18 protein-coding genes are annotated in these 25,594 nt (G+C 61.5%); 5 read left to right on the forward strand and 13 right to left on the reverse strand.

The genetic code is table 11. The annotated features are described in order from the left end of the window. The first annotated feature begins 128 nt into the window (after positions 1–128). From KSS95_RS19570 to KSS95_RS19580, 3 genes are all read left to right on the forward strand, one after another. Positions 129–1,004 (forward strand): urea transporter, encoded by an 876-nt coding sequence (locus KSS95_RS19570; protein ID WP_217848852.1) that lies wholly within the window; start codon positions 129–131, stop codon positions 1,002–1,004. 45 nt (positions 1,005–1,049) lie between these two features. Beyond that, positions 1,050–1,871: an ion transporter gene (locus KSS95_RS19575; protein WP_217848854.1), complete on the forward strand. Its 822-nt coding sequence runs from the start codon at positions 1,050–1,052 to the stop codon at positions 1,869–1,871. Between the two features lie 165 nt (positions 1,872–2,036). Continuing rightward, positions 2,037–3,035 carry a sulfate ABC transporter substrate-binding protein gene (locus KSS95_RS19580; protein ID WP_217848856.1) on the forward strand — a complete coding sequence of 333 codons (999 nt, stop codon included), beginning with the start codon at positions 2,037–2,039 and terminating at the stop codon, positions 3,033–3,035. Positions 3,036–3,104: 69 nt separating this feature from the next. On the opposite strand, the gene KSS95_RS19585 is transcribed toward KSS95_RS19580, so the two are convergent. Then, positions 3,105–4,034: a class I SAM-dependent methyltransferase gene (locus KSS95_RS19585; protein ID WP_217848858.1), complete on the reverse strand. Its 930-nt coding sequence runs from the start codon at positions 4,032–4,034 to the stop codon at positions 3,105–3,107. A 160-nt stretch (positions 4,035–4,194) separates the two neighbouring features. Between KSS95_RS19585 and KSS95_RS19590 the strand changes: the two genes are divergently transcribed. Then, entirely contained in the window at positions 4,195–4,824 is a 630-nt protein-coding gene (locus tag KSS95_RS19590) for a DsbA family oxidoreductase (protein ID WP_217848860.1), read from the forward strand. Positions 4,825–4,834: 10 nt separating this feature from the next. On the opposite strand, the gene KSS95_RS19595 is transcribed toward KSS95_RS19590, so the two are convergent. From KSS95_RS19595 to KSS95_RS19650, 12 genes are all read right to left on the reverse strand, one after another. Then, on the reverse strand, positions 4,835–5,737 hold the full coding sequence (locus tag KSS95_RS19595) for a LysR family transcriptional regulator (RefSeq protein ID WP_217848862.1): 903 nt from the start codon (positions 5,735–5,737) through the stop codon (positions 4,835–4,837). An 89-nt stretch (positions 5,738–5,826) separates the two neighbouring features. Then, complete coding sequence (locus KSS95_RS19600; protein WP_217848864.1) at positions 5,827–6,147, reverse strand: hypothetical protein; 321 nt, start codon at positions 6,145–6,147, stop codon at positions 5,827–5,829. 266 nt (positions 6,148–6,413) lie between these two features. Beyond that, positions 6,414–6,773, reverse strand: a complete 360-nt coding sequence (locus tag KSS95_RS19605) for a hypothetical protein (RefSeq protein WP_217848866.1) — start codon at positions 6,771–6,773, stop codon at positions 6,414–6,416. A 237-nt stretch (positions 6,774–7,010) separates the two neighbouring features. Beyond that, positions 7,011–7,358: a DUF3969 family protein gene (locus KSS95_RS19610; protein WP_217848867.1), complete on the reverse strand. Its 348-nt coding sequence runs from the start codon at positions 7,356–7,358 to the stop codon at positions 7,011–7,013. A 111-nt stretch (positions 7,359–7,469) separates the two neighbouring features. Then, a complete protein-coding gene (locus KSS95_RS19615) occupies positions 7,470–7,976 on the reverse strand; it encodes a hypothetical protein (protein ID WP_225935533.1) in 507 nt (168 codons plus the stop codon). Then, positions 7,973–8,242, reverse strand: coding sequence for a polymorphic toxin type 24 domain-containing protein (locus KSS95_RS24705; protein WP_217848869.1), 270 nt, complete (start codon positions 8,240–8,242; stop codon positions 7,973–7,975). Before KSS95_RS24705 ends, KSS95_RS19615 begins: the two co-directional genes overlap by 4 nt. Before the next feature lie 245 nt (positions 8,243–8,487). Then, positions 8,488–8,889 (reverse strand): hypothetical protein, encoded by a 402-nt coding sequence (locus KSS95_RS19625; RefSeq protein WP_217848871.1) that lies wholly within the window; start codon positions 8,887–8,889, stop codon positions 8,488–8,490. Positions 8,890–9,390: 501 nt separating this feature from the next. Further along, positions 9,391–9,711 carry a hypothetical protein gene (locus KSS95_RS19630; RefSeq protein ID WP_217848873.1) on the reverse strand — a complete coding sequence of 107 codons (321 nt, stop codon included), beginning with the start codon at positions 9,709–9,711 and terminating at the stop codon, positions 9,391–9,393. Positions 9,712–10,358: 647 nt separating this feature from the next. Then, entirely contained in the window at positions 10,359–10,808 is a 450-nt protein-coding gene (locus tag KSS95_RS19635; RefSeq protein WP_217848875.1) for a hypothetical protein, read from the reverse strand. Positions 10,809–10,815: 7 nt separating this feature from the next. Further along, complete coding sequence (locus KSS95_RS19640) at positions 10,816–21,894, reverse strand: two-partner secretion domain-containing protein (protein ID WP_217848877.1); 11,079 nt, start codon at positions 21,892–21,894, stop codon at positions 10,816–10,818. Positions 21,895–21,982: 88 nt separating this feature from the next. Then, entirely contained in the window at positions 21,983–23,677 is a 1,695-nt protein-coding gene (locus tag KSS95_RS19645; protein WP_217848879.1) for a ShlB/FhaC/HecB family hemolysin secretion/activation protein, read from the reverse strand. Positions 23,678–23,806: 129 nt separating this feature from the next. Next, positions 23,807–24,703, reverse strand: a complete 897-nt coding sequence (locus KSS95_RS19650; RefSeq protein WP_217848881.1) for a DMT family transporter — start codon at positions 24,701–24,703, stop codon at positions 23,807–23,809. Positions 24,704–24,836: 133 nt separating this feature from the next. On the opposite strand from KSS95_RS19650, the gene KSS95_RS19655 reads away from it, so the two are divergent. Then, on the forward strand, positions 24,837–25,274 hold the full coding sequence (locus tag KSS95_RS19655) for an Lrp/AsnC family transcriptional regulator (RefSeq protein ID WP_217848882.1): 438 nt from the start codon (positions 24,837–24,839) through the stop codon (positions 25,272–25,274). Positions 25,275–25,594 lie beyond the last annotated feature (320 nt).

A 25,594-nucleotide genomic window follows, 5' to 3' on the forward strand; every position in this document is an offset into this window, starting at 1 on the left:
TCCCTGTAGGAGCGGCCTTGTGTCGCGATTGCAGGGCGCAGCCCTGCCCATACACCGATGCAAAAGAACTGCGCAAAACCGAGCCCCAAAGAGGCCCACCGCTCCCCCACTCACCGTATCGACTGCCCATGTACACCAAGAATTTCATCAACCCGTGCCCCGACTGGGCCACGGCCTTGCTCAACGGCTTCAGCCAGGTGCTGCTGCTGCGCAACCCGTTGTGCGGCCTGTGCTGCCTGCTGGCGATCCTGCTGACCGCGCCGAACCTGGTCGGCGGCGCCCTGCTCGGGGCCCTGGCCGGCCTGCTCACCGCCCAGCGCCGCGGCTACGAACGCGCCGACCGCCAGGCCGGGCTGTACTGCTACAACGGCGTGCTCATCGGCCTGCTGATCAGCGCCGTGCTGCCCTGGTCGGCGATCCTGCCGCCGCTGATCATCGCCGCCGGCGGCCTGTCGAGCATGCTCACCCACCAGTGGCGCAAGCGCGGCGGCAAGCTGCTGATCGCCTATACCGCGCCCTTCGTGCTGCTCGGCTGGGCCACCCTGCTGCTGGCCAGCCCCGCGGCCAACGGCCCGGTCGAGGCCGATGTGGCCTATGCCCTGCTGCGCGGGGTCGGGCAGATCTTCCTGCTGGACAAGCCCATGGCCGGCCTGCTGATCGTCATCGGCCTGTACCTCGCCAACCCCTATGCCGCCACCTGGGCCCTGATCGGCTCAGCCATCGGCGGCGGTTTCGCCTTGCTGGCCGGTGAAACCCAGGCTGCCTGGCTGGGCCTGTATGGCTTCAACGCCGCGTTGGCCGCCCTGGCCTTCAGCCGCCAGGGCGAGAAACCCTGGGTGACCTTGCTTGCCATCGCCTGCGCCCTGCTGCTGCAAGCGCTGTTCAACCTGCTGCCGATTGCCGGGCTGACCGCCCCGTTCGTGACCGCCTGTTGGTTGATGCACCTGGGCAGCCACCTGGCCCGGCTCAACCAGCGTCGCGACGCGCCTCGCTTGCACAGCTGAAACCCAACCCCTAGGCTCTGCCCATTCGCACAAGGGAACGAGCCCATGGACAACCCCGCGAGCCTGCGCGAGCGGCTCTACGTCATCGTCTTCCAGACCGACACCACGGCCGGAAGGCGCTTCGACAAGATTCTCCTGCTGATCATCCTGGCCAGCCTGGTCACGGTGATCCTCGACAGCATCGACGACGTGCACCAGAACTATGCCGGGCTGCTGGCCGGCATCGAGTGGGGCTTCACGGCGATCTTCCTCGCCGAGTACCTCACCCGCCTGTACTGCTCGCCCAAGCCGCTGCGCTACGCCTTCAGCTTCTACGGGCTGGTCGACCTGCTGGCGATCGTGCCGGGGATCATCGCCCTGTACTACAGCGACGCCCAGTACCTGCTGATGATCCGCGTGGTGCGCATGCTGCGGATCTTCCGCGTGCTCAAGCTCAGCCCCTACCTCAAGCAGGCCCACTACCTGCTGGCGGCGCTGCAGGGCAGCAAGCAGAAGATCATCGTGTTCCTGGTCAGCGTCTCGACCCTGGTCACCGTGTTCGGCACCCTGATGTACGTGATCGAAGGCCCCGAGCATGGCTTTACCAGCATCCCCAAGGGCATCTACTGGGCCATCGTCACCCTGACCACCGTGGGTTTTGGCGACATCGTGCCGAAGACCCCGCTGGGCCAGGTGCTGTCGTCGCTGGTGATGATCACCGGTTACTCGATCATCGCCGTGCCCACCGGCATCTTCACCGCCGAGCTGGCCAATGCCCTGCGCGGCGAGCAGTTGCAGCATGACTGCCCGAGCTGCGCCAAGAAGCACCATGAGCACGGCGCGGCGTTCTGTTCGCGGTGTGGCAATGCGTTGTTTGCAAAGCTGTGAAGCGTTCGCCGGCAAGCCGGCCCCTAGCGCAGGGCCGGCTTGCCGGCGAACAGGGCGACACCGACATAACCAAAGACCGTTTTGTTCTTTAGCCCGCGCAAAGCCACCCGCTATAGTCGCTGGCATATCGCCAACCCTTTGAACCAGAACAAGGAATTCGCCCCAGTGAAAAAACTGTTAAGTGCCTCGCTCCTGACCGCCGGCCTTGCCCTGGGCAACCTCGCCCAAGCCGCGCCCACCCTACTCAACGTCTCTTACGACGTGATGCGCGACTTCTACAAGGACTACAACCCGGCGTTCCAGAAACACTGGCAAGCCGAGCACAACGAGAAGGTCAACGTGCAGATGTCCTTCGGCGGTTCGAGCAAGCAGGCCCGCGCGGTGATCGATGGCCTGCCGGCCGATGTCATCACCATGAACATGGCCACCGACATCAACGCCCTGGTCGACAACGGCAAGCTGGTGCCGGACAACTGGGTCACGCGCCTGCCGAACAACAGCGCGCCGTTCACCTCGGCCACCGTGTTCATCGTGCGCAAGGGCAACCCCAAGGCGCTGAAGGACTGGCCCGACCTGCTCAAGGACGGCGTGCAGGTGATCGTGCCCAACCCAAAGACCTCGGGCAACGGCCGCTACACCTACCTCTCGGCCTGGGGCTACGTGCTCAAGCAGGGCGGTGACGAGGCCAAGGCCCGCGACTTCGTCGGCAAGCTGTTCAAGCAGGCGCCGGTGCTCGACACCGGTGGCCGCGCCGCCACCACCACCTTCATGACCAACCAGATCGGCGATGTGCTGGTCACCTTCGAGAACGAAGCCGAGATGATCGCCCGCGAGTTCGGCCGCGACCAGTTCGAGGTGGTCTACCCGAGCGTGTCGGCCGAGGCCGAGCCGCCGGTGAGCGTGGTCGACAAGGTGGTGGCCAGGAAAGGCACCCAGGCTGTGGCCGAGGAATACCTGAAGTACCTGTGGTCGCCAGCGGCCCAGGAAATTGCCGCCAACAACTACCTGCGCCCGCGTGACGCGACGGTGTTGGCCAAGTACACCGACCGCTTCCCGAAAGTGGATTTCCTCTCGGTGGAAAAAACCTTCGGTGACTGGCGCACCGTGCAGAAGACCCACTTCAACGACGGCGGCGTGTTCGACCAGATCTACACCGACAAGTAAGCCTCCTTCGCCAGCATTACCCGGCTCCTGCACCTGTAGGAGCCAGCCTTGCTGGCGAACAGCCCGCCCTCAAGGCTGCTGGCGAAACACCAACGCCTTCAACCCACCTTCAGGGTCGGCATCGGCAAACTCCGGCGGGTTCGCCAACCGCTCGACGAACGCCAACCCCGGCGCCTGCTCGGCCATGCCATCGATCAAGAACTGCGGCCCGATCCCTGGATCGTTGACGCAGGCCAGCACCGTCCCCCCCTCGTGCAACAACTCCGGCAACCGCCGCAGGATCTTGGCGTAGTCCTGGGTCAGCACGAAGCTGCCGCGCTGGAAGGTCGGCGGGTCGATGATGATCAGGTCGTACGGCCCGTACTTGCGCACCTTGCCCCACGACTTGAACAGCTCATGCCCCAGGTATGCCACGCGCGAGGCGTCATGGCCATTGAGCCGATGGTTGTCGCGCCCGCGCGACAGCGCCGACTTGGCCATGTCCAGGTTGACCACCTGCTCGGCGCCACCGGCAATCGCCGCCACCGAGAACCCGCAGGTGTAGGCGAACAGGTTGAGTACCCGCTTGCCCGCCGCCTGCTCGCGCACCCAGCGCCGGCCATAACGCATGTCCAGGAACAGGCCGTTGTTCTGGCGCACGCCGAGGTCGAGCAGGTAGCGCAGGCCATCCTCGACCACCTCGCGCTGCTGGCAAGGTTCGCCGAGCAACCATTGGCCCGGGCTGTCGGGCAGGTAGCGGTGTTGCAGCAGCATGGCCTGGCCGGTCCACTGCGGCCGTTCGGCCAGGGCGCGCAGCATCGCCTCGAGCTCGGCCAACTGGCCCTCGGGCGGCTCGCGAAACAGCGCCACCAGCAGCACGCCATCAAGCCAGTCGACGGTGATCTGCTCCAGCCCCGGCCAGCAGCGGCCACGGCCATGGAATAGGCGACGGGTTTCGCTCGGGGCGGGGTCGAGGGCGGCGAGCAGGTGCTGCTCGAGGGTAACGATGGCTGGGCTCATGGAGGTCTTGGATCAGGCAAAAACGCCATTCTACCCGCTCGATACCGGCACTGGCCGCCATTGATGAACAGGATGAGTGGATTGGCGCCATTTTTGTCGCTTTTTTCCCAGCCAGGTACTGGGGATAGTGCCGCCCTCCCCTTTGCAAACGGAATTGCCCATGCGCCCGCTCAAGGTCGAATTTTTCCACGATGCCGTCTGTGCCTGGTGTTTCGTGCTGGCGCCACGCCTGCAAGCGCTGCAGGCCGAACTGAACCTGGACATCCAGCACCGCACCTTCATCCTGCAAACCAGCCGCGAGGCGATGATCGAGCGCTTCGGCTCGATGACCCAGGCCAAGCAGACCATCCTCGAGCACTGGCGCGCCTGCGCCGAGGCCGAAGACACCCCGCGCATCAATATCGAGGGCATGCGCCAACAGGCCTTCGACTACCCCACCGGCCTGCTCGCCGGCCTGGCCTGCCAGGCCGCCACGCTGCTGGCCGGCAACCCCGGCCACGCCAGGATGTTCGAACGCCTGCAAGAGGCGCACCTGGTGGAAAACCGCAATATCGGCGACCACGCCACGGTGCTGACCCTTGCCGAGGAAGCGGGCCTGGACACCGCCGCATTCGCCTTGGCGTTCTACGAGCAGGCGCCACAACTGCTGCACGACGAGCTGGCGTTGGGTCAGCGCCTGGGCATCCGTTCGGTGCCCAGCCTGGTGATCGACGGGCGCTACCTGGTATCAGGCGCCCTGGGCCTGGATGAGTTGCGCCAGGCCATCGTTCGCGTGCGCGAGGCGCAGTAGGCGGGCAGCCTCACGGCTCGGCGGGGCACTGCTGCCGGCAACCCTGGCGCAGGCCCTGGGCCAGCCGCTGCACCTGTGGGCTATGCCGAGAGGCTTCTGGATAGCCTATGTACATCGGCACCTCGCGTGTCTGCTGGTGCTGCAGCTTGACCCGCCGCAAGCGCCCTTGGCGCAGCCCAGGGTTCACGCAGTGTTCCGGCAACCAGGCAAAACCCAGCCCCTGTTCGACAAAGCGTTCGGCGGTTGCCAGGCTGCTTACCGTCCAACGCTGGGAGGTGCCCAGCCAACCGCTGTTTTGCGAGTGACGGATGCCAGAGTCGCGAATCACCACCTGGCGATGCGGCCTGATGTCATCCAGGCTCAGCTTGCCCTGCGCCAGGGCCAACGGATGCTCGGCGCCCGCCACGCAGACCAGGGTGATGTTCAGCAGCAGCTCCTGCACGTAACCCGCCGGCAGGCGGCTGGCGATGGCCAGTTCGACCTTGCCGTCCTCGAGCAGCTCGCACGCCCCGGAAAGCGCAGGTTCGTACAAACGGATGCGCTGATCCGGGTAGTCCTCGGCGAACGCCACCAGCGCCTGCTGCAGCACTTCGAGGGGGAACAATACATCCACTGCCAGCGCCTGTTCGCTGAACAACCCCGGTTGGTACTGGTTGGCCAGGTGCTCGAGCTTCTGCGCCGCGCCGAGCAGGTGCTTGGCCTGGGGCAACAGCGCCTGGCCCAGAGGGGTGAGCACGGCCTTGCGCCCCTCGATGACGAACAACTCCTGGCCGAGCAACTGCGCCATGCGGTTGACCGCGTGGCTGACCGCCGACTGCGACTTGAACAGGCGCTCGCCGGCTTGCTGGAAGCCGCCGCATTCGACGGTGCAGACGAATGCCCGCCATTGTTCGAGACTGATTTTGGAAAACATGACGACTTCCTTGTTCTGGACGGCGGCCGGTAACAGGCGGGGGTAGGTATTTTCCCTCCGGGAAAATAGATTCACCCTTTTGCGCTGAATCAATCAACAGAGAATGATGAAAAATAAAATGACACCCTTTCGCCCTCAAGGTCGCTAAATCTATAACGCACCCTATCAAGACCAGAGTCCAACTTGTCTACATGCATATGCATCAGCTGAGTCAACCCGCCACCAAAATCTTCAATCGCAAGCTGGCTGACATCGAAGAACCTCACACGCACAACAGCGCCACCTATTTCTTCAGGTACCGAAACGGATAGAAACAGGTCATAGGCCACTCCCTCATCATTCAATTGAATATCGATAGAACGCAAGCAATTATGAGCAACCAACACCTCATTCAACTCAGCACTGTGCACTGCCCTTCCCCCTGTTTCCCTCAACCCCATTCAATCTCTACTTTCCGTTAATTGACAGCTCAACCTGAATTCCTATACCGCCGCCAGATGCCAACACAAACAATACAGCTTATTCATATTCTTCCAAATCACTAGCAAGCCACGACTCTCCGCACTATCAAGATAAAACTTTACTACCAGCCGAATTTAGAGCAGCAAAAATAATTCCGCCTTATTCTCCTTGCCCTGCGCTCCCTGGATGGCACGTTCGCGCTTATTGTGAAACATCAAGCCAAACAAAATTTCGCCAAGTAACAAAACACTTCCGCAGCATCTACCAGCATCGCCGCCTCATCTTCGATCAATTGACAAAACCCTCTATTTTTAAAATGAGCGTACACCTCCACAAACTCAGAAGCAATATCTTGAGTAAACGGATCCTCCGCTACAAACTCCAACCCAGCTTTTACAGGAATTATAAACAATGAGACATAGGCGGCCAAGCGAACGTCCTCGACTTTAGATTGAAAATAGTTTTCCATCTCATCATAGGCGTAACCAAACGCCTGATACAATGTCAGGCTTCGCTCACCACCCCCTCGCTGAAACATTAGCTCCACCTCGGACCTAATCTCTAAATATTTCATCTATCACCTAAAAATCGCGCAAATACATCAACTGAACATTTGGGCACCTTTCCCTTAACCTAACCGAAAAAGGCGAAAAAGGGGACAGATTTATTTTCTCCACTCTAATTTCGGCCTGCCCTGCATGGCTGCTAGATCCCTTCGCCGCTAGGAGCCGAAATTAAAGTAGAAAAAATAAATCCGCCCCCTTTTCCGTCTTTTTCCGTCCCTTTTTCCACCCTACCACCAACATATGAACTACCTGAACTCCATATATTCTGAATAAGCATCTAGCGGCACTGTAGCGCTCAAATACGCCGAAAAAGCATCAATCAGTCGAGCAATCTCGCCATCAAACTTCCCGGGCAATAGACCAAGCACATCATCCAGCTCGCAACATTCCATAACCAGATCACAGACAACAGAGGAAATTCCTTTCTCTCTCAAAATATTTGACACCCCAGGCGAGAACAACAAGCGCTCTGCCTCACCCAGCTCTACTACACCATTCCTAACTGACACAAGCAACCCAATCGAAGCCATCGCTACAAATCGCCCTGCCTCCTCCCTATTAAGAATCTTTATCTTCAGATAAAAGTTGGTCACTTTACATTACTCCAGCTCGATTTCAGCAAAAAGGGGACAGATTTATTTCCCCTACTCTAATCCCCGCCCACCTACATGACAGCTAGCTCCCTTCGCTGCCAGGAACCGGAATTAGAGTAGGAAAAATAAATCCGTCCCCTTTTCCCCACGCACTTCATGGAACGTGACCACCGGCCCATACTCCTGATCGGAGTTGGTAGCCTCAACGTGAAATCTTCTATCCGGGAATCGCTCCTTTAACACCATTCGCCAGGACATAGCCAGCACATTGGAAAGTTGCTCAAATACAACCTCACCCACGGAAGATCCACACCCTGAAAACACATCATAAAGATGAGTGTGATTCAACATTTTTTCAACTCCGGCTTTATCGCCTGAAAAATGCTGCAGCCAGATGCGAAACGCGGCCTCATCAAATTTCATGGCTAATATCACCGAATCCTCAAACACAACAAAATCCGGAAATAGCCACTTACAAAAAATCAAACTATCCTCTGGGCTTACGACATCCTCAACATAAGAAAATATGTCAATAGACTCAGGATCCTGCCAGCCAGCTCGCCAAGCCTCAAATTTTTTTAGCCCTATTATTTCCGCAAAAAATTTAACTGTTTTCATGGTATCTCTTCCAAGGTTGCTGGTCTTGGTGGTAGTTTTGAGGAAGGCGACTGAACTCTAATCGATCCATCCGGCAACTTGTTACGCCCATACTCAATAACATGAGGTGTTGGAATATTCGTATGGGCTGCCCCTGTTACGTCAACTCGCTTCAAGATCATCCCTTGTGAGTCATAAACCGCGTAACTAGTAATATTCCTTCGATTGTCAGCTCTGTAAAGAGTCCCATTAGCTGGCCCGTTTACCTTATCGAAGTTCCCACTCACCTTGGTCGCATTCTCTAGAGGTCCACCGATGAGATTGGCAGCATTGCGAGGATTCGGAAGCGCAGCGAAAAGGGGACAGATTTATTTTCCCTGCTCTAATCTCGCCCTACCTACATGTAGGCTAGATCCGTTCGCCGCCAGGAACCGAAATTAGAGTAGGAAAAATAAATCCGCCCCCTTTTCCCGTCGCCCCCTTTTCCCGTCGCCCCCTTTTCCCGCCCCGCCCCTTTTGTTTACCCCTTTTTTTATTTATTAGACAGGGACTTCTTTGAGTATCGCTCTTCTAATATTTCAGCAGACCTTAGAACATCCCTCCCCTCATCAGAAAAGAAAGCAGAGTAAACATAAGCTGCAACTTTCATCAGGAGAACGTAGTCAGATACTGGGATACTTGAAATTTCCACATCACCCAAAAAGAAACTAACCTCATCGAATTCTTCCGGGTCGTCCCAGTCCTGATCAAGAGAGTAAAAAAAACCCTCACTCACAGAGAAGCCAACTCCCCGCGAAGCGTCATAGATAAACGTAGGAAAACTAGTTCGCCCTCTCACTATAGAGGCCTCTAACAGTTCATAAAGGTCCTCATAATCCAGATCAGTTGAAGCAAATGATTCCTTGAGGCTTTCAAGCCAAGCCAAGCTAGCCATCAGTTCGTCCTCGGCGGCATAGTAATGAAGGAGTTTGTTATCTCTCCAGTTTTGCTATTACGTGTCACTTGGAAGTAATAGCCGTCAACCTTAATACTAGCCTCTCTCAACGCCGGACTGGTTTTGAACAAAGCCTCGGCCTGAACTTCCGCGCGACTAGACATATCAGCCACCTTGCTATCCGATAGCACCTTTGGATCGCATGTCGTTTTCGTGGATGTAGGCTTATACCCACCAATCAATTCACCCTTAGTGTTGGCTCTAGGCAACTGATAACGGTACTCAACAAGACCTGGAAAGCGGGCGTCCGTGATTTTGTTAGAAAAAATGGGACAGATTTATTTTCCCCACTCTAATCTCGGCCCACCTACATGACAGCTAGATCCCTTCGCTGCCAGGAGCTGGAATTAGAGTAGGAAAAATAAATCTGTCCCCTTTTCCTTTAACCTGTCCCCTTTTCCTTTCGTCCCCTTTTCCCTTTCCCAAGCCTTCTTTCCCTCGCTACTTACCCCTAAACGGATCAAACAAAATACTCTCCCCAAGCACCCTTGCCTCCAAAGCAAGAGTATCCAAAGAACAAAATAACTCATCCGCCCCCCCTGTTGCTCTTGACATATCTTTCAACTCAAGCCGCAACCGATCCAACTGATCTCCAGAGTACAACCCATAATCATCAAGACACAGCTCCGAGAGCAATGGATAATTTTTAGAATCCGCATTTATAAGCATTGAAATGGCGTCTTTAGGAATTTCAATTACCTTAAGCACTCCATCCCCCCCCGCAGCGGCCCTTTCCTTACTCCACAACAGAGCACAGTACATTCAGAATATTTTCCCTGGAAAAGCGTTCACAAGATTACCTTTATGATCAGTAATTATTGTCATAATGCTCGCTTGCTTACCTCCAGCCTTCGCGTCGAAAAAAGGGGACAAAAAAGGGGACGACAAAAAAGGGGACAGATTTATTTTCCCCACTCTAATCTCGGCCTACCTACATGACAGCTAGATCCCTTCGCTGCCAGGAGCTGGAATTAGAGTAGGAAAAATAAATCTGTTCCCTTTTCGCTTGCCCCCTTTTCGCTTGCCCCCTTTTCGCTTCCCTTTTCGCTTCCCTTTTCGCTTCCCTTTTCGCTTCCCTTTTCGCTTTTCGTTCTTTCGACACCGCAGGGACCAAAGTTAGAGCAAAGAAAATAGATCTGTCCGCTTTTTCGGCGACCCACCTTACGACAAGAAATTACAACAACTTTTACACCGCGCAATAAATCGAGAATCAAAAAAGGGAATCAAAAAGGGACAGATTTATTTTTCCTACTCTAATGTCGGCCTACCTGCATGGCTGCTCGACCCCTTCGACCACACTGGGGTCGAAAAATAGGAAAAATACATCTATCCACTTTTCATTTTCTTTTTTCATACTTGTCCCCTTTTCCGTTTTTTCTGCTACTTTTCTGCTTTCGCTATTGACTCCATCACCCAGCGTCACCAGACCTTAACTTACAAATAATAGATTTTTGATCTGCGCTTCTAAACACCAATGTGCCGGAAAAATAATACGCCATCAAACTAACTGCATCAGGATTATTCGCCCTCGCCCTCATTAGCTCTTTCAAAACCAATGAAGCACTTAGTCGATGCGAAAACAAACGACCTACAAATTGTCTTATAGTATTACCCCCCCCACTTTCTAAAAGCTCCCTCATCAACTGCACCTGCTGCCGCTTTGCCAAATGCACTCGTGCGGCGACAGCAGCAGCGAGGCGAACATTAAAAACTATCAGATCACGAACAACCTGTAATTTTTCATTCTCTGAAATCGATCTAACTTCGCAACACAGTTCATTTTCGTCCCGCGAATTTCTATTGACCGACAACCTGGCGATCAGCTCTTCAACTTGTTCACTTCTCGACTGCCCATTCATACTCCGCTCACTCATACATTTTGAAAATATCTTGCGGCAATTTGACAATCGGCGCAGCACCCGCAGGAGGTTGATAATGCCCAGAATGGTTATCCCAATTCTTCAAACCTCCTTTTTGTGAGAAGTGGATCTGCCCTGCAAAATCGACTTCCCCTCCTTTCGATAATGAGAGATGACCTGAAACCACATTATCCCTTGGGGGGGCTATATAAATTTTTCCGTCCACCTGAATAAAATCATACTTTCCTTTAGGTGTACGCATACCACCTGGCACACGATACTTATAGCCTCCCTCTGTCTTAACCAGTTCATACCGCGGCCCCGGGGTGACGGGATCATTCGGATATAAATTCTTGAACTTCCCGCTTGTCTGCTCACCTCCACTTGAGCTTTTCGTCCCAACAGGAATATCACAAGGCCCACCAGTATTGTGCACCCACGTCCTAAGATCCCCCACATAGAACGTATGCCCCACATCCACCGTCAGGTTAAACGTCTTCCCAACCGGCTTGTACAACCGCGCCGAGACCACCCGAGTCGACGTCCCTTCACCCTCTCCATCCGCCAGCGACTGCAGCAGATCCCCCTGCCGTAGCTCGCCCATCTGCACAAAGTCACGCTTGGCGGGTACGTAGAACGGGTGGCTCGGTGTCACCAACAATGTTTCCGATCTTACCGCGCCATCGGTACGGGTGCTCTCCAGGGCCAGGCGATAGATCGGCTGGTCGTCCCGCTCATGGGTCGCGGTGATCGCCGCGGCAAACGGCTTGCCGCCGTGCTCTGGCTTGGTCCACACCAAATCGCCGACCTTGAGCGTTTCAATCGCCCGGTCGCCATCCGGCGTTGCCACCAGGGTGCCAGCTGCGAAGCAACGCGGGCATGGCGGGACCTTCGCGCCCTCACCTGGGCTGACCTTGCCCTCTCCGGATTTGCCCTTACCGCCCCCCGTCGCGGCGACTGCGCCTCGACCACCGGCCATGATGGCCAGCGCCCCGGTCGTACCCAGTTCGGTGATCAGGGTAGCCTTTTCCTGGATCGTCAATTTACGACCAGCGGCATTGTCCAGCCATGATGTTTCCGTATCCCATCGCTGAAGCCCGGCTTGCTCCGCAGGCGTCAACCAGCCTTCCTTGATGAGTTTCGCGGTGAACAGGTCCTTATCGGGCACAAACAAGCCGCCGGTACCGGCAGGGTTCATCGACGGCATCAGGTGTTGCCCTGGGTTGCCATTGAGCAAACCGACGGTGTCGTATCCCTGGTTCCTAAAGAACGCAATCAGTTCCTTGGCAACCGGGCTGTCGATGACAATCGCACTGTCGACCAGTCCCTGCGCACACGCACGCGTCTTGCAGTCGTCCATCGCCTTCGAGCGGGCGATGGAGATGCTTTCGTATCGATCGACGATGTCCTGGATCCGGCCCGCCGTGCACTGCTTGGTTGCCCGACATGCCTTCAACTCACCCAGCATGCGCTCCGCAGTCGGGTGATCGAGGTTGTTGTATTGGGTAGCGTTCTGCGCCACCCAGCCTGCCACCTGCTGCCCTTTCTCATCGGCCCCCAAACCTGCGGCCACGGTCAGCCCCAGCAACTGCGAGGTCATGGTCAGCAGTTGCTCATGCGACTCCCCGGGGAAAATGTGTTCACCAACGGTGGCGACGAAGGCTTCGTTCGCACCTGCCGCAATCGCCCCTGTACGGAAATCACCACCCGCGGCCTCGGCGATCAGGCCACCGACCAAGGCGTGCGCCACAGTCTTGGTTGGCAGCCCTTCGAAGTACAGCTTGTCGCCAAGTCGCTTGTAGATGGCCGCCGACAGCGCATTGCCCACGAAGGTCTTGCCGGCATCGGTCAGGTTGCTACCCAGGCTGCTCCCTTCCAGCGCGGATTTGGCAACAGCGCCTATCGCTGCCTGCGAGCCGGTGTAACCGGCAAACTTGCCAAAGCCCGAAAGCTTGCTCAGATCGAAGCCAAAGGTAGGTTTGTTCAGGTCCTCGGCGGAAATACCAAACGCATCATTGAGATAAGCAGCGGTAACCCCGGCGGTAATTGCGCCTGTGGCATACCCCTTCAGGCTGCTCGATGAGGTCACATCCTTGAACACCGCCCCAAGGTTGCCACGGTTGTTGATGCCGCTGACAACGGCGTTGTTGGTGGCCGCTGTGGCAATGCTGCTCAGTGCCACGTTTGCCCAACCGGCTGAAACTGTCGAACCGACCACCGCGCCATTGGCCACGGCACTGGCGGTCGCGGTTCCGCTTGCGGCCAAAGCCGAGCCGGAACCTGCCACGGCACCTGTGGCATTGCCAATCATTGCGCCAGCCGCCCCTGCCGTCAGGTAGGTGACGATGATGGCAATGACGATCTGCGCCCCGGCCCCAAGCCCGGAATGGCTGTACTTGAAGGAATCATGCACCTCCTTCACCTGCCGCCAGTCCACATCCCCGCGCTTCTCGACTTCCTTCAACCAAGCCAACTGCGGATCGGCTGCGACCATGGCGTCGATGCTCTGGCTGATGGTCGCCTGGTCGACATGTTTCACATCGACCTTCAAGCCATCCACCGCCTTGATCACCAGATCACCATTGGCGGTCAGCTGGCTCTGACGCAGGGTCTCGTCGGTGCTGCCCTTGCCCTTCATGCTGTTCCAGGCAAGGTCACCCTTGCTCTTCTCGTGACTCTCCTGATGCATGTCCTTGACTGCTTCGAAGGTCACCGAACCGCCGCTATCAATGGTCAGGTCCGCACCGGAGGCGAGCTTCGCGCCCTGGTACAGCTGGTCACCGCCGCTCTCGAGGGTGAGGTCGCCACCACTGGTGATCGCACTCCCCACCGCCTTGACGTCGGTCACTTCATCACGCTGGGTCTTCTTGCTCCCCCAACCACCCTTCTTGTTCATGTCATACAGCGAGTACTGGCTGTCGTTGGCGGCCAGCAGCTCGAGCTTGTCGCCGGCCACCAGGTAGGCTTCGTCGCCGGCGCTGGCCTTGCTCGCCACCATGCGCAGGTCGCGCCCGGCGTCGATGGTCAGGTCGCCGCCGGCCTTCACTTCGGCCGACTGCTGCTCGACGTCGTCCTCCTGGCGCTCGTACTTGGTCTTGCCTTTCTTGCCCTTGGCGTAGCTGTGCTCCTCGTTCGCCGCGGCGGCCAGGGTCACGTCGCGCCCGGCCTGCAGGGCCAGGTCGCGGCGGGCCTCGATCTCGCTGGCGACGATGCTCAGGTCCTGGCCGGCCGTGGCGGTGAGGTTGCCGCCGGCCTTCACCTCGCTGCCGTACTGGGTGATGCTGGTGTCGTGGCCACTGACGCGGCGGCGCTGGTACTCGTGGCTGTCGACACCTTCCTGGCTGGCGATGATCAGGTCACGGCCGGCATCCATGTCGATGTTGCCACCGGCCTGCACGGCACCGCCGACAATGCCGATGTCCTGCCCCGCCGTGATCGTCAGGTTGTTCGCCGCCTCGATGCGCGCGGCGGTGTCGACCAGGTCCTTGGTCACGTGCTCACCGCCCGCGCTGCCCTCAAGGCGGGTGACGCTGCGTTCGTTGATCACGTCGCCGGTCAACGCGGTGAGGCTCACTTCACGCCCGGCGATGATCCCGCCCTGGGCGTTGCGGATCGACTCGGTGGCCAGCATGTCCAGGCGCCCGCCCGCTTCCATCAACCCGGCGTTGCCGATGTTGCTGGCGCTGACGGCGAGGTTGTTGCTGGCGCGCAAGGTGCCGACGTTGACCAGCTCGCCACCGCTGATCAGGTTGACGTCGCGGCCCTGGATCAACGCGCCGTTAGGGGCCACGCGGCCGTTGGCGTGGGCCAGGTACAGCACCGGGGCGAGCACCTTCTCGCCGTTGACCTCGACCTGCTCCATCCAGACGATGTCGTGGGTCAGCGCCGCCACCTGCTCGGCGCTGAGCGACACGCCCACGCTCAGCGACAGCTTGTCCTTGCTGGCGATGGCGTTGTCCATCAGGTAGCGGAACAGCGTCTCGTCGCTGGTCATGCCGTCGATGTAGCGCTGGCCGGTACGGGCCACCACCGCCTCGCGGATCAGGCGCTGCTCGTAGAGGCCGTCGCCCAGGCGCTTGATGGCCTGGTCCGGCTTGACGTCGAGCTGGCCGAGCATGTAGTCGGAGCTGAGGAACTGCTTGAGGTCGGTCAGGACCGGGTTGGTCTCTACCAGGTACTTGTGCGCGACATTCGGCACGCCGCGCTCAGGCACGCCCTGGACCAGCTTGACGCCGGCGGCCAGGCCGCCCAGCGCCACGCCGGAACCGGCCACGGCGCCTTGGGCAGATGCCGCGGCGTCGGCGCCAAGGGCCTGCGCGGCGCGGCTGTCGGCACCGGAGGTGGTGGCCAGCGGCGCAATGAAGGTGCCGCTGCCGGCCTGGGTGCGGTCAGCGGTCGCGCCCAGGGCGTCGCCGCTGACGGCGGCCTGGCCGGCCTGGCTGCTGATGCGGAACAGGCCGTTGCTGCCCTGGGGCAGGCTGAAGCTGGGCAGGGTGACCGGGTTGACCTGGCGCTGGGCCAGGTCCGGCGGCAACTGCGGGTTGAGCGCGCGCACCTGGGTCTGGGCCTGGCGCGCATCGGCGGTGGCATCGCCACGGGCATTGATGGTGCCGGCACCGGCCTGGTTGACGCGCACCACGCTGTTGTCGATGCGCTGGGTGGCGTTGATGGTCACTGCGCCGGCCGACTGCACCACCGCCGGGGCGACCACGGCGCCAGCGATCGGCGTCTTGTTGTCGATGACGTTGTAGATGCTGGCATGCGGGTAGCCAGACGCGGCCATGACCTGATCGAGGGTCAGCGAACCGGGGTTCTGGTTGAACTGGTTCTTGGCGTTGATGAACGCGTTGTACTGGCCGCGATCACGGGTGTACATGCTGGCGGTAAGGTTGCGTTGCTCGCCGCCACCGGCGCCCTTGTTCTCGAACACGGCCGTGTTGATGGCGATATCGCCGGCCGCCGAGACACTGCTGTAGTGGTTGCGGAACGCGTCACCGGCAAAGTTCAGCTTGCCGCCGGTGGTGATGAAGGCTGTAGGGCTGTCCTGGTCAATGACATCCTGCCAGCTCTCGGTGGCCGAGAAGTACAGCTCGCAGCCCTTGCCTTTGCAGCGGTCGTCGGAATAGACGTTGACGTAGCCGGCGACCAGCTTCTGCTTGGAGCTCAAGTGTTCCTTGCGGTTGAGCAAGGTATCCACCGCCAGGGTCATGCTGGCGGCGCTTTCCATGCTGGCCGAGATATTGTCCAGCAACACGGCGCGGGCGCTGCCGTTGCCGGCCAGGTCCAGGCCGCCGAGGCTGTAGATATCGCCGTAGTAGTTGCTCAGGCTGCCCACGCGCAGGGTCATGTCGTTGCCACTGAACACCAGGCCGCGCTGGTTGCTCAGGTTGTTGGCGGTCAGTGTCACCGCGGCGGCGCCGCCGAGGGTGCCGCGGTTTTCCAGGCTGGCGGCGTTGACCGTGAGGCCATCGAGGGCGGTCAGGCGACCGTCGTTGCTCAGCAGGTTGCGGGCCGTCACCACGCCGCTGGCGCCAGCGGCCAGGCTGGCGCTATTGGCCAGGCGGATATCGGTGGCGCTCAACCCCAGGGTGCCGAGGCTGGTCAGGCGGCCATTGCCGTCGTAGTTGCCGGTGAGGTCCAACTGCAGGCTGCCGTCACTGGCCAGCAGACCATCGTTGCTCCAGTCGCCACCGCGGCCCTTGAAACTCTCGACCGCCAGCAGCTTGCCGCTGGCCGTCTGCACGAAACGCCCGATGTCCAGCTCCAGGCGCCGGGCCTGCAGCACGCTGCTGTTGGTCCAGCTGGCGGCGCCGATGCTCAGCAGGCCATCGGTATGCAGCACGCCGCCGGCCTGGGTGACTTTGTCCGAGGCCAGGCCGAAGGTGCCAAGGCCGGTGTGCAGCAGTTGCCCGCCGCTGTTGCTCAGGCCGCCGATCTGCAGGTCGAGGTCGTGGTTGGCGGTGGCCAGCACACCGTTGTCGTTGAGCAGGTTGCCCGCGATGATGAAACGGCTGGTGCCGGTCTTGCCGAGCGCGCGCAGGTTGCCGGTGCGGTTGTCGAGTTCGCTGGCGCGCAGCAGCAGGTCACCTTCGCTTTCCAGTTGGCCGAGGCCGTTGTACAGGGCGCCGTCCAGGCCGAAGTCGATGCGCCCGGCGCCGATCTTGCCGCTCTGGTTGAACAGTTGCTGGCCCTGCAGGTGCAGCAGCCCGGCGGCATACAGGCCGCCACCGCGGTTGTCGAACTCGGCGCTGACGAGCTGGTTGTCGCCACCCAGGGCCGAGAGATAGCCACCCTGGTTGTTCACCCGGGTGTCGGCCTTGATGTCCACCGATTGCGCCTGGGTGGTGCCGCCGCCGTTGTCGAACAGGCCGGCGAAGACGCCCTTGAACAGGCCCTTGGCCGCGCTGAGCATGCCGCTGCCGCCGTTGTCGAGGCTCGCGGCGTGCAGCTCGAGGCCGCCCGCCTGGCTCTCCAGGCGCCCGCCGTGGTTGTTCAACGCCTTGTCCAGGCGCACTTCGATGCCGCCCTGGCTTTTCAGCGTACCGGCCTGGTTGTCCAGGGCATTGGCATGGATGTCGAGCTTGCCGTGTTCGCTGAACAGCAGGCCATCCTGGCCGTTGAGCAGGTCGCCGCCCAGGCGCAGTACCAGGTTCTGCTGGCTGGCCAGGTTACCGCCAAGGCTGTTGTCCAGCGTCGTTGCGTCGACGCGCAACAGGCCGTGGCTGATCAGCTTGCCGCCGTTGTTGGCGACACGGCCGGTGTTGAGCAGCAGGTCGGCGCCACTGACCAGGCGCGCGCCGTCGGTGTTGACCAGGGCCTCGGCCAAGGTCAGCTCAAGCAGCGCGCGGCTGGTCAGCTGGCCCTTGGCGTTTTCCAGGCGCTTGCCTGTGACAGTGATCGCCTGGCCGTTGACCTGCCCGCCCTGGTTGTCGATGACGGTGCCGTCCTGGTCGAACGCCAGGTCGCCGGTGGCGGAAATCAGGCCGCCGCCGCTGTTGTCGAGCTGGTCGCTGACACTGAGGGTGATGGCCTGCTCGGAAGAAACGATGCCCTTGCTGTTATGCAGGCTGGCCGCGCTGATCTGCTGGTGACCCTTGCTGACCAGGGCGCCCAGTTCGCGGTTGTCGAGGGTACCGGCCAGGGTCACGGTGAGGTCACCGTCCTTGCTGGACAGGGTGCCTTCGCCGCTGTTGTTAAGATCAACACCCTTGGCCAGCAGGCCCTGGGCGCCGGAGATCAGGCCCTTGGCGCTGTTGTCCAGCAGTGGCGCCTCCACCGTCAGCTGGCCATCGCTGAGGATGCGCCCCTGCTGGTTGTCGATGCGCTGGGCGAGCAGCTGGTAGGATTGCTGGCTGGTGATTTCGCCGGCGCTGTTGTCGAGCTTGCGCAGGTTCTGGATGTTCAGTGGGCCGTTGGCGCTGATCAGGCCGCCCTGGTTCTGCAGGTCGCCGCCGTTCAGGTCGAGGTCGAGCTTCTGTTCGCCGATCAGCCGCCCCTGGCGCTGGATCAACGCGCTGACGCGCAGCAGCAGGTCGCCCTTGGCGGAAATTTCACCGCCCTGGCTGGAATCGACCTGCGCCGCCACCAAGGTCAACGCGCCATCGCTGTGGATCCGGCCGCCGCGCAGCAGGGCATCGGCGCCGTTGCGCAACTCGCCGGTGGTCAGCTTCATGGCCTGCTTGCTGCTCAGGGCACCGCCACGGTTGTCGAGCTCGCTGCTGTCGACGGTCAGCGCCGCCTGGCTGATGAGCTGGCCGCCTTGATGGTTGTCCAACTGGCCGGTAGTGACGGTCACCCCGGTGTTGCCCGACAACAGGCCGCGCTCGGCGTTGAGCAAGCTGGCGCTGGTCACGGTCAGCCCGCCCACGGCGGACAGGATGCCCTCGTCGTGGTTGTCGAGCTGGCCGTCGATCGTTGCCTTGAGAGTCCGGCCGCTGGCCAGGCTGCCGCCGCTGTAGTTGTCGAGGCTGCCGGCCCCGACCTCGAGGTCGTGGCTGGCCGACAACACCCCCTTCAGGCTGTTGTCGAGCACGCCGGCGATGCGCAGGGTCAGGTCCTGGCTGCTGACCACCCGCCCACCGCGGTTGTCGAGGCGGCTGGCGACCAGGCTGAAACCCTGATTGCTGGAAATCTCGCCCGCGTCACGGTTGTCCACCACCCCCATCTGACGCAACAACAGGCTGCCCGGCGAACGCAGCAGGCCGCCGTTGCGGTTCACCAGCCGACCGTGCTGCAGGTCGAGGTCGATGCCAGTTTCACTGACCAGTTGCCCGTGGTCGTTCTGGTCGAGGCCGGTCAGGGTGGCATCGATCTGGCCGGCGGCGCTGATGCGGCCATAGCCGTAGTTGTCGAGCTGGGTGGCGACCAGCAGCAGGCTGCCGGCACCGATATTGCCCTTGGCGCTGTTGTCGATGGCGCCGCTGCGCAGCTCGGCGTGCTGCTGGGCGCTGATCACGCCGAGGTGGCTGTTGTCCAGGCGAGCGGCCTTGAGCAGCAGCCCGGCGTTGCTCACCAGGGTGCCGCCCTGGTTGTCCAGCAGGTCCTGGCTGGTCAGGTCCAGGGCCGCGTTGGCCGAAACCTTGCCGCCCTGGCGGTTGAGCAGCGTGCCGGTATTCAGGGTGACGCTGGCGTCACTGACGATCAGGCCGGCGTCGCTGTTGTCCAGCTGGCCGTCCAGGGTCACGTCGATGTGCGTGTGGCTGCTCAGCTTGCCGCCGTTGTTGAGCAGCTCGGTACCGTGCAGGCTCAGGCGGTCATAGCCACTGAGCAGGCCCTTGTTCTGGTTGAGCAGGCGCTGCACGGTGAGGGTCAGGCCACGGTCGCCGATGACCTTGCCGCCCTGGTTGTCCAGCAATTGGCTGGCATTGAGGATGACCTTGCCGGTGCTGGAAATCTCACCCTGCTGGTTGAGGATACGCGCCGCGCTGATGTCGGCCACGGTGGTCGCGCCAATCTTGCCGCCCTGCTGGTTGTCGAGGGTGTCGGCGGTGAGCAGCAGGCTGCCCAGGCTGGTCAAGCTGCCGCCTTGATGGTTCAACGTTCCCAGGTGGGCCTCGAGGTCGCCCTTGGCGGTGATGTTGCCCAGCCGCTCGTTGTCGACCTTGCCGGCGACCAGCTCGAGGCGGCCGTCACTCTGCAGGTGGCCGGCATCGCTGTTGGCCAGGCTGGCGACATCGATACGGGCCTTGCCCTGGGTGGTGGCCGCGCCCTTGTCACGGTTGTCGAAATGCCCGCCGGTGACGGTCAGCGAGCGGTCGGCGAGGACCAGGCCGCCGCGGTTGTCGAGGCGCTCGCTGCCATGCAGGGTCAGGTCGCCGAGACTCGACAGCAGGCCGTTGTCGCGGTTGTCCAGGGTCGCCACCTTGATGCCCAGGGTGCCGTCGCTGCGCAGGTTGCCCTTGCCGCTGTTGTCCAGGGCCACGGCCTTGAGGTCGAGCAGGCGCTTGGCCGATACCAGGCCGAGGCGGTTGTCGATGTCGGCGCTGGCGTTGATCAGGACATCGCCGCCAAGCAACTGGCCGCCACCGTTGAGCAGGCCGGCGGTGGTGATGTCCAGGCGGTCGGCGCTGAGCTTGCCGCCGCCCTGGTTGTCCAGCAGCGCATGGGTGGTCAGCTTGGCCTGGCGGTCACTGCCGACCAGGCCTTTGTCACGGTTGTCCAACCGGGTGGCGGTGACCTGCAGGCCGCCCTGGCCCACCAGGCGGCCGCCCCGGTTGTCGAGGTTTGCGCTGACATCCACCACGGCCTGGCCCTTGCCTTGCAGCAGGCCCTGGTCACGGTTGTCGAGGGTGCCGGCGTTGACCGTCAGGGTGTCGTCGGCCAGTACCTGGCCTTTGCGGTTGTCCAGCTGGCCTGCCGTCAAGGTGGTGGCTCGGCCCTTGACGGTGCCGCCCTGGTTGTCGAGGAGGGTGCTGGCGGTAGCCTCAAGGGTGCGGTTGGCCACCACGCTGCCACGGTTGCGCAGGCTCTGGCCAGTGAGGGTCACATCGCCGTGGGCATTACGGGTGTTGTCCGGCTCCACGCCAGCTTCGATGATGCCCTGGTTGTCGATTTGCGCGCCGGCCACGGTGATGCTGTCCCTGGCGGCGAGGCTCTGGCCGACGCTCACCTCGTCGCGCACCCGCACGGTGGCGCTGCCGGCCGCGTAAGTCTTGCCGGTCAGCTCGGTGCTCTGCGCGGCGATCTTCAGGTTGCCGGCACTGGAAGTCTGCGCCAGGGTCACCTTGCCGTTGGCGTCCACCTGGATGTCACCGGTGGTGGCGGCCATGTTGCCGGCCAGCTTGACGCCCACGCCCTGTTCGGTGCCGACCAGGCGAATGGTGTTGGCATACATGCCGCCCAGCGCCGCGCTGTCGATGGCCAGCAGTGGTTTGGCGCTGCCGTCCTCGGCACGTGGGGTGGCCTGCAAGGTGTCGGCCTGGACATCGTTGCGCCCGGTGACGATGTTCAACTGCCTGGCATGCAGTTCGGTGTTGAGCTTGGCGCTGCGGGTGATCAGGTCGAACTGGTCGAGGTTGCGGGCATTGAGCGCATCGCCTTCGATGGCGATGTCGCCACCGTCCACCTGGAAGCGGTCGAGGCGCTCGCCGTCCATGATCGGCTTGCCGGTGGTGAGGGTGGCCCGCGGCGTGTTGATGAAGCCGCAGCCCTTGCAGGTGATGCCGTGGGGGTTGGCGACGATGACCCGGGCGGCCTGCCCGGCCACCTCGGTATAGCCTTGCAGGGTACTGCGGTTGCCACCGGTGACCTGGTTGAGGATCACCTGGGCGGCCTGGCCGCGCAGGTTGGGGTTGCCGATGATGATGCCGCCCAGCTGGGTCGATTGGGTCTTGCTGGTGGCGTTGTTGAGGATCAGCCCGTTGCTGCCGACGTTGTAGTCGCGGAAGGTGTTGGTCGACAGGCCGCTGCCATTGGGTGTGGCGATATTGACGATCGGCACCCCGTTGCCGGCCTGGTTGATGCTGGTATTGGCATTGGCCGCCGCATCGACGGTCAGCTGCGCGGCCGTGGCGACGATGGGGTTGAGAAACAGCACCCCCGCGACGATCAGGGCGATGCATTGGTTCAGGGGGGTGCGAATATCCATGTCGAACGAACTCCAGGCGCTGCTCGGGCCAGTTGCAGGCGCGCCCCTGACGGAGCGGCGGTGTCACGGGTAATGAGGGGGTCGAGGCTCAGAAGAACGCGTCGACACGGAAGTAGATCGGGTGCTCACGGCGGGTGATGACGTCGGGGCGTTGCAGCGAGCGGGCAAAGGTGGCGCTGGCGGCGAAGTACTGGCCGCGCACATTGAACTCGAAGGCGTTGCCGCTCAGGCGACCATGGTCCTGGCCATTGCCGTGCTGGCCCTTGATCACCCCGGCGTCATAGGCCACGGCCATGCCGTATTCGCGCAACCAGGGCTGCAGTGGCGCCCAGGTGACCGGGCGACGCCAGCGCAACTGGTTGCGCCAGTAACCGCCGCTATCGCCGGTAAGGGTCTGCTCCTTGAAGCCACGCACCGAGGTCAGCCCGCCGACGCTGATGCGCTGGCCGCTGTAAAGGGCGTCCTCGCTGCGCTGGCCGGTGGCCAGGCTGTCGAAGCTGAACTGTTCGCCCCACAGCTGGAACGGCTGCAGGTAGCTCAGGGTCAGGGTGTACTTGTTATAGCGCGCCACCGGCTCGTTGCCGTGGGGGTCACCCGCGCCCTGGGCATCGAGGGCGCCAATGCCCTGCTGCCAGCCGGCGTCCAGGTTGACGAAGGCGTTGCCGATGCGCCGGCCATGGTTGACGCCCAGCTGGCGCTCGGTGATGCGGGTGCTGGAGACATCGATCAGGGTGTCGTCCAGGTAGTTGCGTGCGCGCAGGTGGCTGATGCCCAGGTTCACCGCGGTCTTGCTCAGGCTGTCCCGGTGGATCACCCGTTCGGCCTGGAACTGGTGCACGGCATTGTCGCCGTCGAGCTTGAAGGGGAAGCCGCTGGAGGTGTCGCGGGTGCGGTAGTAGTTGCGGTTGTAGCTGTAGTTGAAGGTCCACCAGCCCCACGGCAGGTTGTAGTTCAGGCCCTGGCTGTCGCTATGGCGCCACTGGTCGCTGACCACGTCGCGGCCACTGCGCAGGCTGAGCTGGTCAGCCAGGCCCAGCGGGCTGTCCCATTCGAAGCCCAGGTCCATCTGCTGCTCGCCACTGCTGGCATCGCCGTTATTGTGCCGGCTGGCCGAGACCCGCCAGGGCTTGTCGCGTTCACCCTTGAGCTGCACCCGGCTACCGCCCACGGCCTGGCCCGGCACCAGTTCCACCTCGGCCCGACGCGAGGGCAGGCGGCCCAATTGGTCGACCATCTGCTCCATCTGGCGCAGGTCGAGCACCTCGCCCACCCTGCCGGGGAACGTCATGGCCAGCTCCCGAGGGCTGGCCAGGCTCGAGCTGTCCAGGCCTTCGAGGCGCCCCTCGACGACGATGATCTGCAGCACGCCACTGCCCAGGTCCTGCTGCGGCAGGTAGGCACGGGTGGTCAGGTAGCCACGGTCCAGGTAATGGTCGGTAATCCGCTTGAGCAACGCATTGAACCGGGCAACCGGCAGGCACTGGCCTTCATCGTCTGCCAGCAGGGCATGGCGTTGGCCCTCGCTGAGCAGCGTCGCACCCTGCAGGTCGATGCGCTCGATCTGGAAGCAGCGGCCGTCTTCGCTGGGCTGTGCCGGGGCCTGTGGGGCCTGCTTGCCAGGCAACTGTTGCAGCTCCTCGAGGCGCTTGCGCTGCTCTTGCAGCAGGTTCTCCTGGCGATCGCGGATCAAATCCCGATCACCGGGGGACTGGAACGGCGCGGCGCTGGCAAACAAGGGCAACAGCGCAAGGCCTGTGGCCACGGCGCGAAAGGAACGGGACATGCAGGGTGATCCATCACTTGGGAATGGGTCGCATCACTGCGACAAAGGCGCGCAGAGTACTAGAGGGTCAGCGCGCCATCAACTAGCCATTACCGACAAAAACTGTCGGATGATTTACCCGCCCAGCACTCAAGCCTGCTGCGTGCCCCGCGCCCCTCGCAACCACCAGCCCTGCTGCATCCCCGCTGCCGCCAGCAGGATCAAGCCCACCCCCAGCCATTGCAACGGCGCCAGGCGATGGCCGAAGGCGAACCAGTCGACCAGAATCGCCGCGATCGGGTAGATGAACGACAAGGCGCCGGTCAGCGCCGTGGGCAGGCGCTGGATGGCGCTGTACAACAGCACGTACATCACCCCGGTGTGGACCATGCCCAGGGTCAGCAGGCTGCCCAGTGCCGGCCACTCGCCCGGCAGGCCGCCAAGCTTGACCCAGGGGGCCAGCAGCAGCACGCCGGTGCTGACCTGCACCAGGGCGATCAGGTGCGGCGGGGTGCCGGTCAGGCGCTTGATGATCAACGCCGCCAACGCATACAGAAACGCCGCGCCCAACGCCAGGACGATCCCCAGCAGGTACGCCTCGCCACTGGCCTGGCCGCTGCCATGGGCACCGACGATGGCCAGCATGCCGACGAAGGCCACGCTCAGCCAGGTCAGCTTGGCCAAGGTGATCTTTTCGCCGAGAAACAACGCCGCCAGCCCCACCAGCATGAACGGCTGGACGTTGTACACCGCCGTGCCGATGGCGATCGACGCCCGGGAGTAGGAGGCGAACAGCAACACCCAGTTGCCGACGATGGCCACGCCACTGACCACCGCCAGCAGGAAGGTGGCGCGGGTCAGCACGCCGGGCTTGAACAAGCCCATGGCCGCGCAGATCGCCAGCAAGGTCAGGGCGCCGAACACGCAGCGCCAGAACACCACGTCCAGCACCGGTTGGCCGGACACCAGCACGAACCAGCCAATGGTCCCGGAGATCAGCATGGCGGCGATCATTTCCAGGGAACCGCGACGCAACCCATTGTCCATCTCACACCTCCTGTCGACGATGGCCACAGTATGCGTGGGGCAACTTGCGTCCTTCCAGCGGATTACCAAGGCCAAATCCACCAATGGCCTTTACTATCAAGGCCAAATCCGTCACTTGCCTAATGAGGTAGTCATGACCGACACCATCGACCAGTTGCTGATCAGTACCCTGATGGAAGATTCGCGCCGCTCGCTCAAAGCCCTGGCGCAGATCAGTGGCCTGTCGGCGCCGAGCGTCAGTGAACGCCTGCGCCGCCTGGAGGAGCGCGGCGTGCTGCGCGGCTATACGGTCGAGGTCGACCCACGCAGCTTCGGCTACCAATTGCAGGCCATCGTGCGCATCCGCCCGTTGCCTGGGCAGTTGCAGGAGGTGGAGCGGCAGATCATCGCCATTGCCGAATTCACCGAGTGCGACAAGGTCACCGGTGAGGACTGCTTCATCGCGCGCTTGCAGGTGCGCTCGATGGAACAGCTCGATACCCTGCTCGACCGGCTCAATGTACTGGCCGAGACCAACACCGCGATCATCAAGAAGACCCCGGTGAAGCGGCGGCTGCCGCCGATGGCCTGAGCGCGCGCAGGGATCGAGCTGCGCCCAAGCCATGCGCTCCCCCTGCAGGAGCCTGCCTGGCTGGCGAACCCAGCGACGCGGTACCTGGCACCGGCACGCCGGTGTTCGCCGGCAAGCCCGCTCCCAGCGTTGCGCTCACAACCTTCACAGCGCTGAATGTGTATACATAAATGTCACCTAAAGTGCCATTTTTGTGTGCACTTACCCCAGGTAACGCCCCAATCCGTTACACATTTACCGCATATAAATCTGACCAATTGATCAACTAACAACAGCAGAACAAAATATAACCTGTTCATTCGGTCAACTTATAATTAATG

Source organism: Pseudomonas muyukensis (assembly GCF_019139535.1).
GTDB lineage: Bacteria > Pseudomonadota > Gammaproteobacteria > Pseudomonadales > Pseudomonadaceae > Aquipseudomonas > Aquipseudomonas muyukensis.

Excerpts from the sequence above, each read along its gene's own strand:
- KSS95_RS19595 (WP_217848862.1), bottom strand. The coding sequence starts at position 5,737 with ATGTTTTCCAAAATCAGTCTCGAACAATGGCGGGCATTCGTCTGCACC.
- KSS95_RS19585 (WP_217848858.1), bottom strand. The coding sequence starts at position 4,034 with ATGAGCCCAGCCATCGTTACCCTCGAGCAGCACCTGCTCGCCGCCCTC.
- KSS95_RS19605 (WP_217848866.1), bottom strand. The coding sequence starts at position 6,773 with ATGAAATATTTAGAGATTAGGTCCGAGGTGGAGCTAATGTTTCAGCGA.
- KSS95_RS19630 (WP_217848873.1), bottom strand. The coding sequence starts at position 9,711 with ATGTACTGTGCTCTGTTGTGGAGTAAGGAAAGGGCCGCTGCGGGGGGG.
- KSS95_RS19640 (WP_217848877.1), bottom strand. The coding sequence starts at position 21,894 with ATGGATATTCGCACCCCCCTGAACCAATGCATCGCCCTGATCGTCGCG.
- KSS95_RS19655 (WP_217848882.1), top strand. The coding sequence starts at position 24,837 with ATGACCGACACCATCGACCAGTTGCTGATCAGTACCCTGATGGAAGAT.
- KSS95_RS19575 (WP_217848854.1), top strand. The coding sequence starts at position 1,050 with ATGGACAACCCCGCGAGCCTGCGCGAGCGGCTCTACGTCATCGTCTTC.
- KSS95_RS19650 (WP_217848881.1), bottom strand. The coding sequence starts at position 24,703 with ATGGACAATGGGTTGCGTCGCGGTTCCCTGGAAATGATCGCCGCCATG.
- KSS95_RS19635 (WP_217848875.1), bottom strand. The coding sequence starts at position 10,808 with ATGAATGGGCAGTCGAGAAGTGAACAAGTTGAAGAGCTGATCGCCAGG.
- KSS95_RS19645 (WP_217848879.1), bottom strand. The coding sequence starts at position 23,677 with ATGTCCCGTTCCTTTCGCGCCGTGGCCACAGGCCTTGCGCTGTTGCCC.
- KSS95_RS19615 (WP_225935533.1), bottom strand. The coding sequence starts at position 7,976 with ATGAAAACAGTTAAATTTTTTGCGGAAATAATAGGGCTAAAAAAATTT.
- KSS95_RS19590 (WP_217848860.1), top strand. The coding sequence starts at position 4,195 with ATGCGCCCGCTCAAGGTCGAATTTTTCCACGATGCCGTCTGTGCCTGG.
- KSS95_RS19625 (WP_217848871.1), bottom strand. The coding sequence starts at position 8,889 with ATGGCTAGCTTGGCTTGGCTTGAAAGCCTCAAGGAATCATTTGCTTCA.
- KSS95_RS19570 (WP_217848852.1), top strand. The coding sequence starts at position 129 with ATGTACACCAAGAATTTCATCAACCCGTGCCCCGACTGGGCCACGGCC.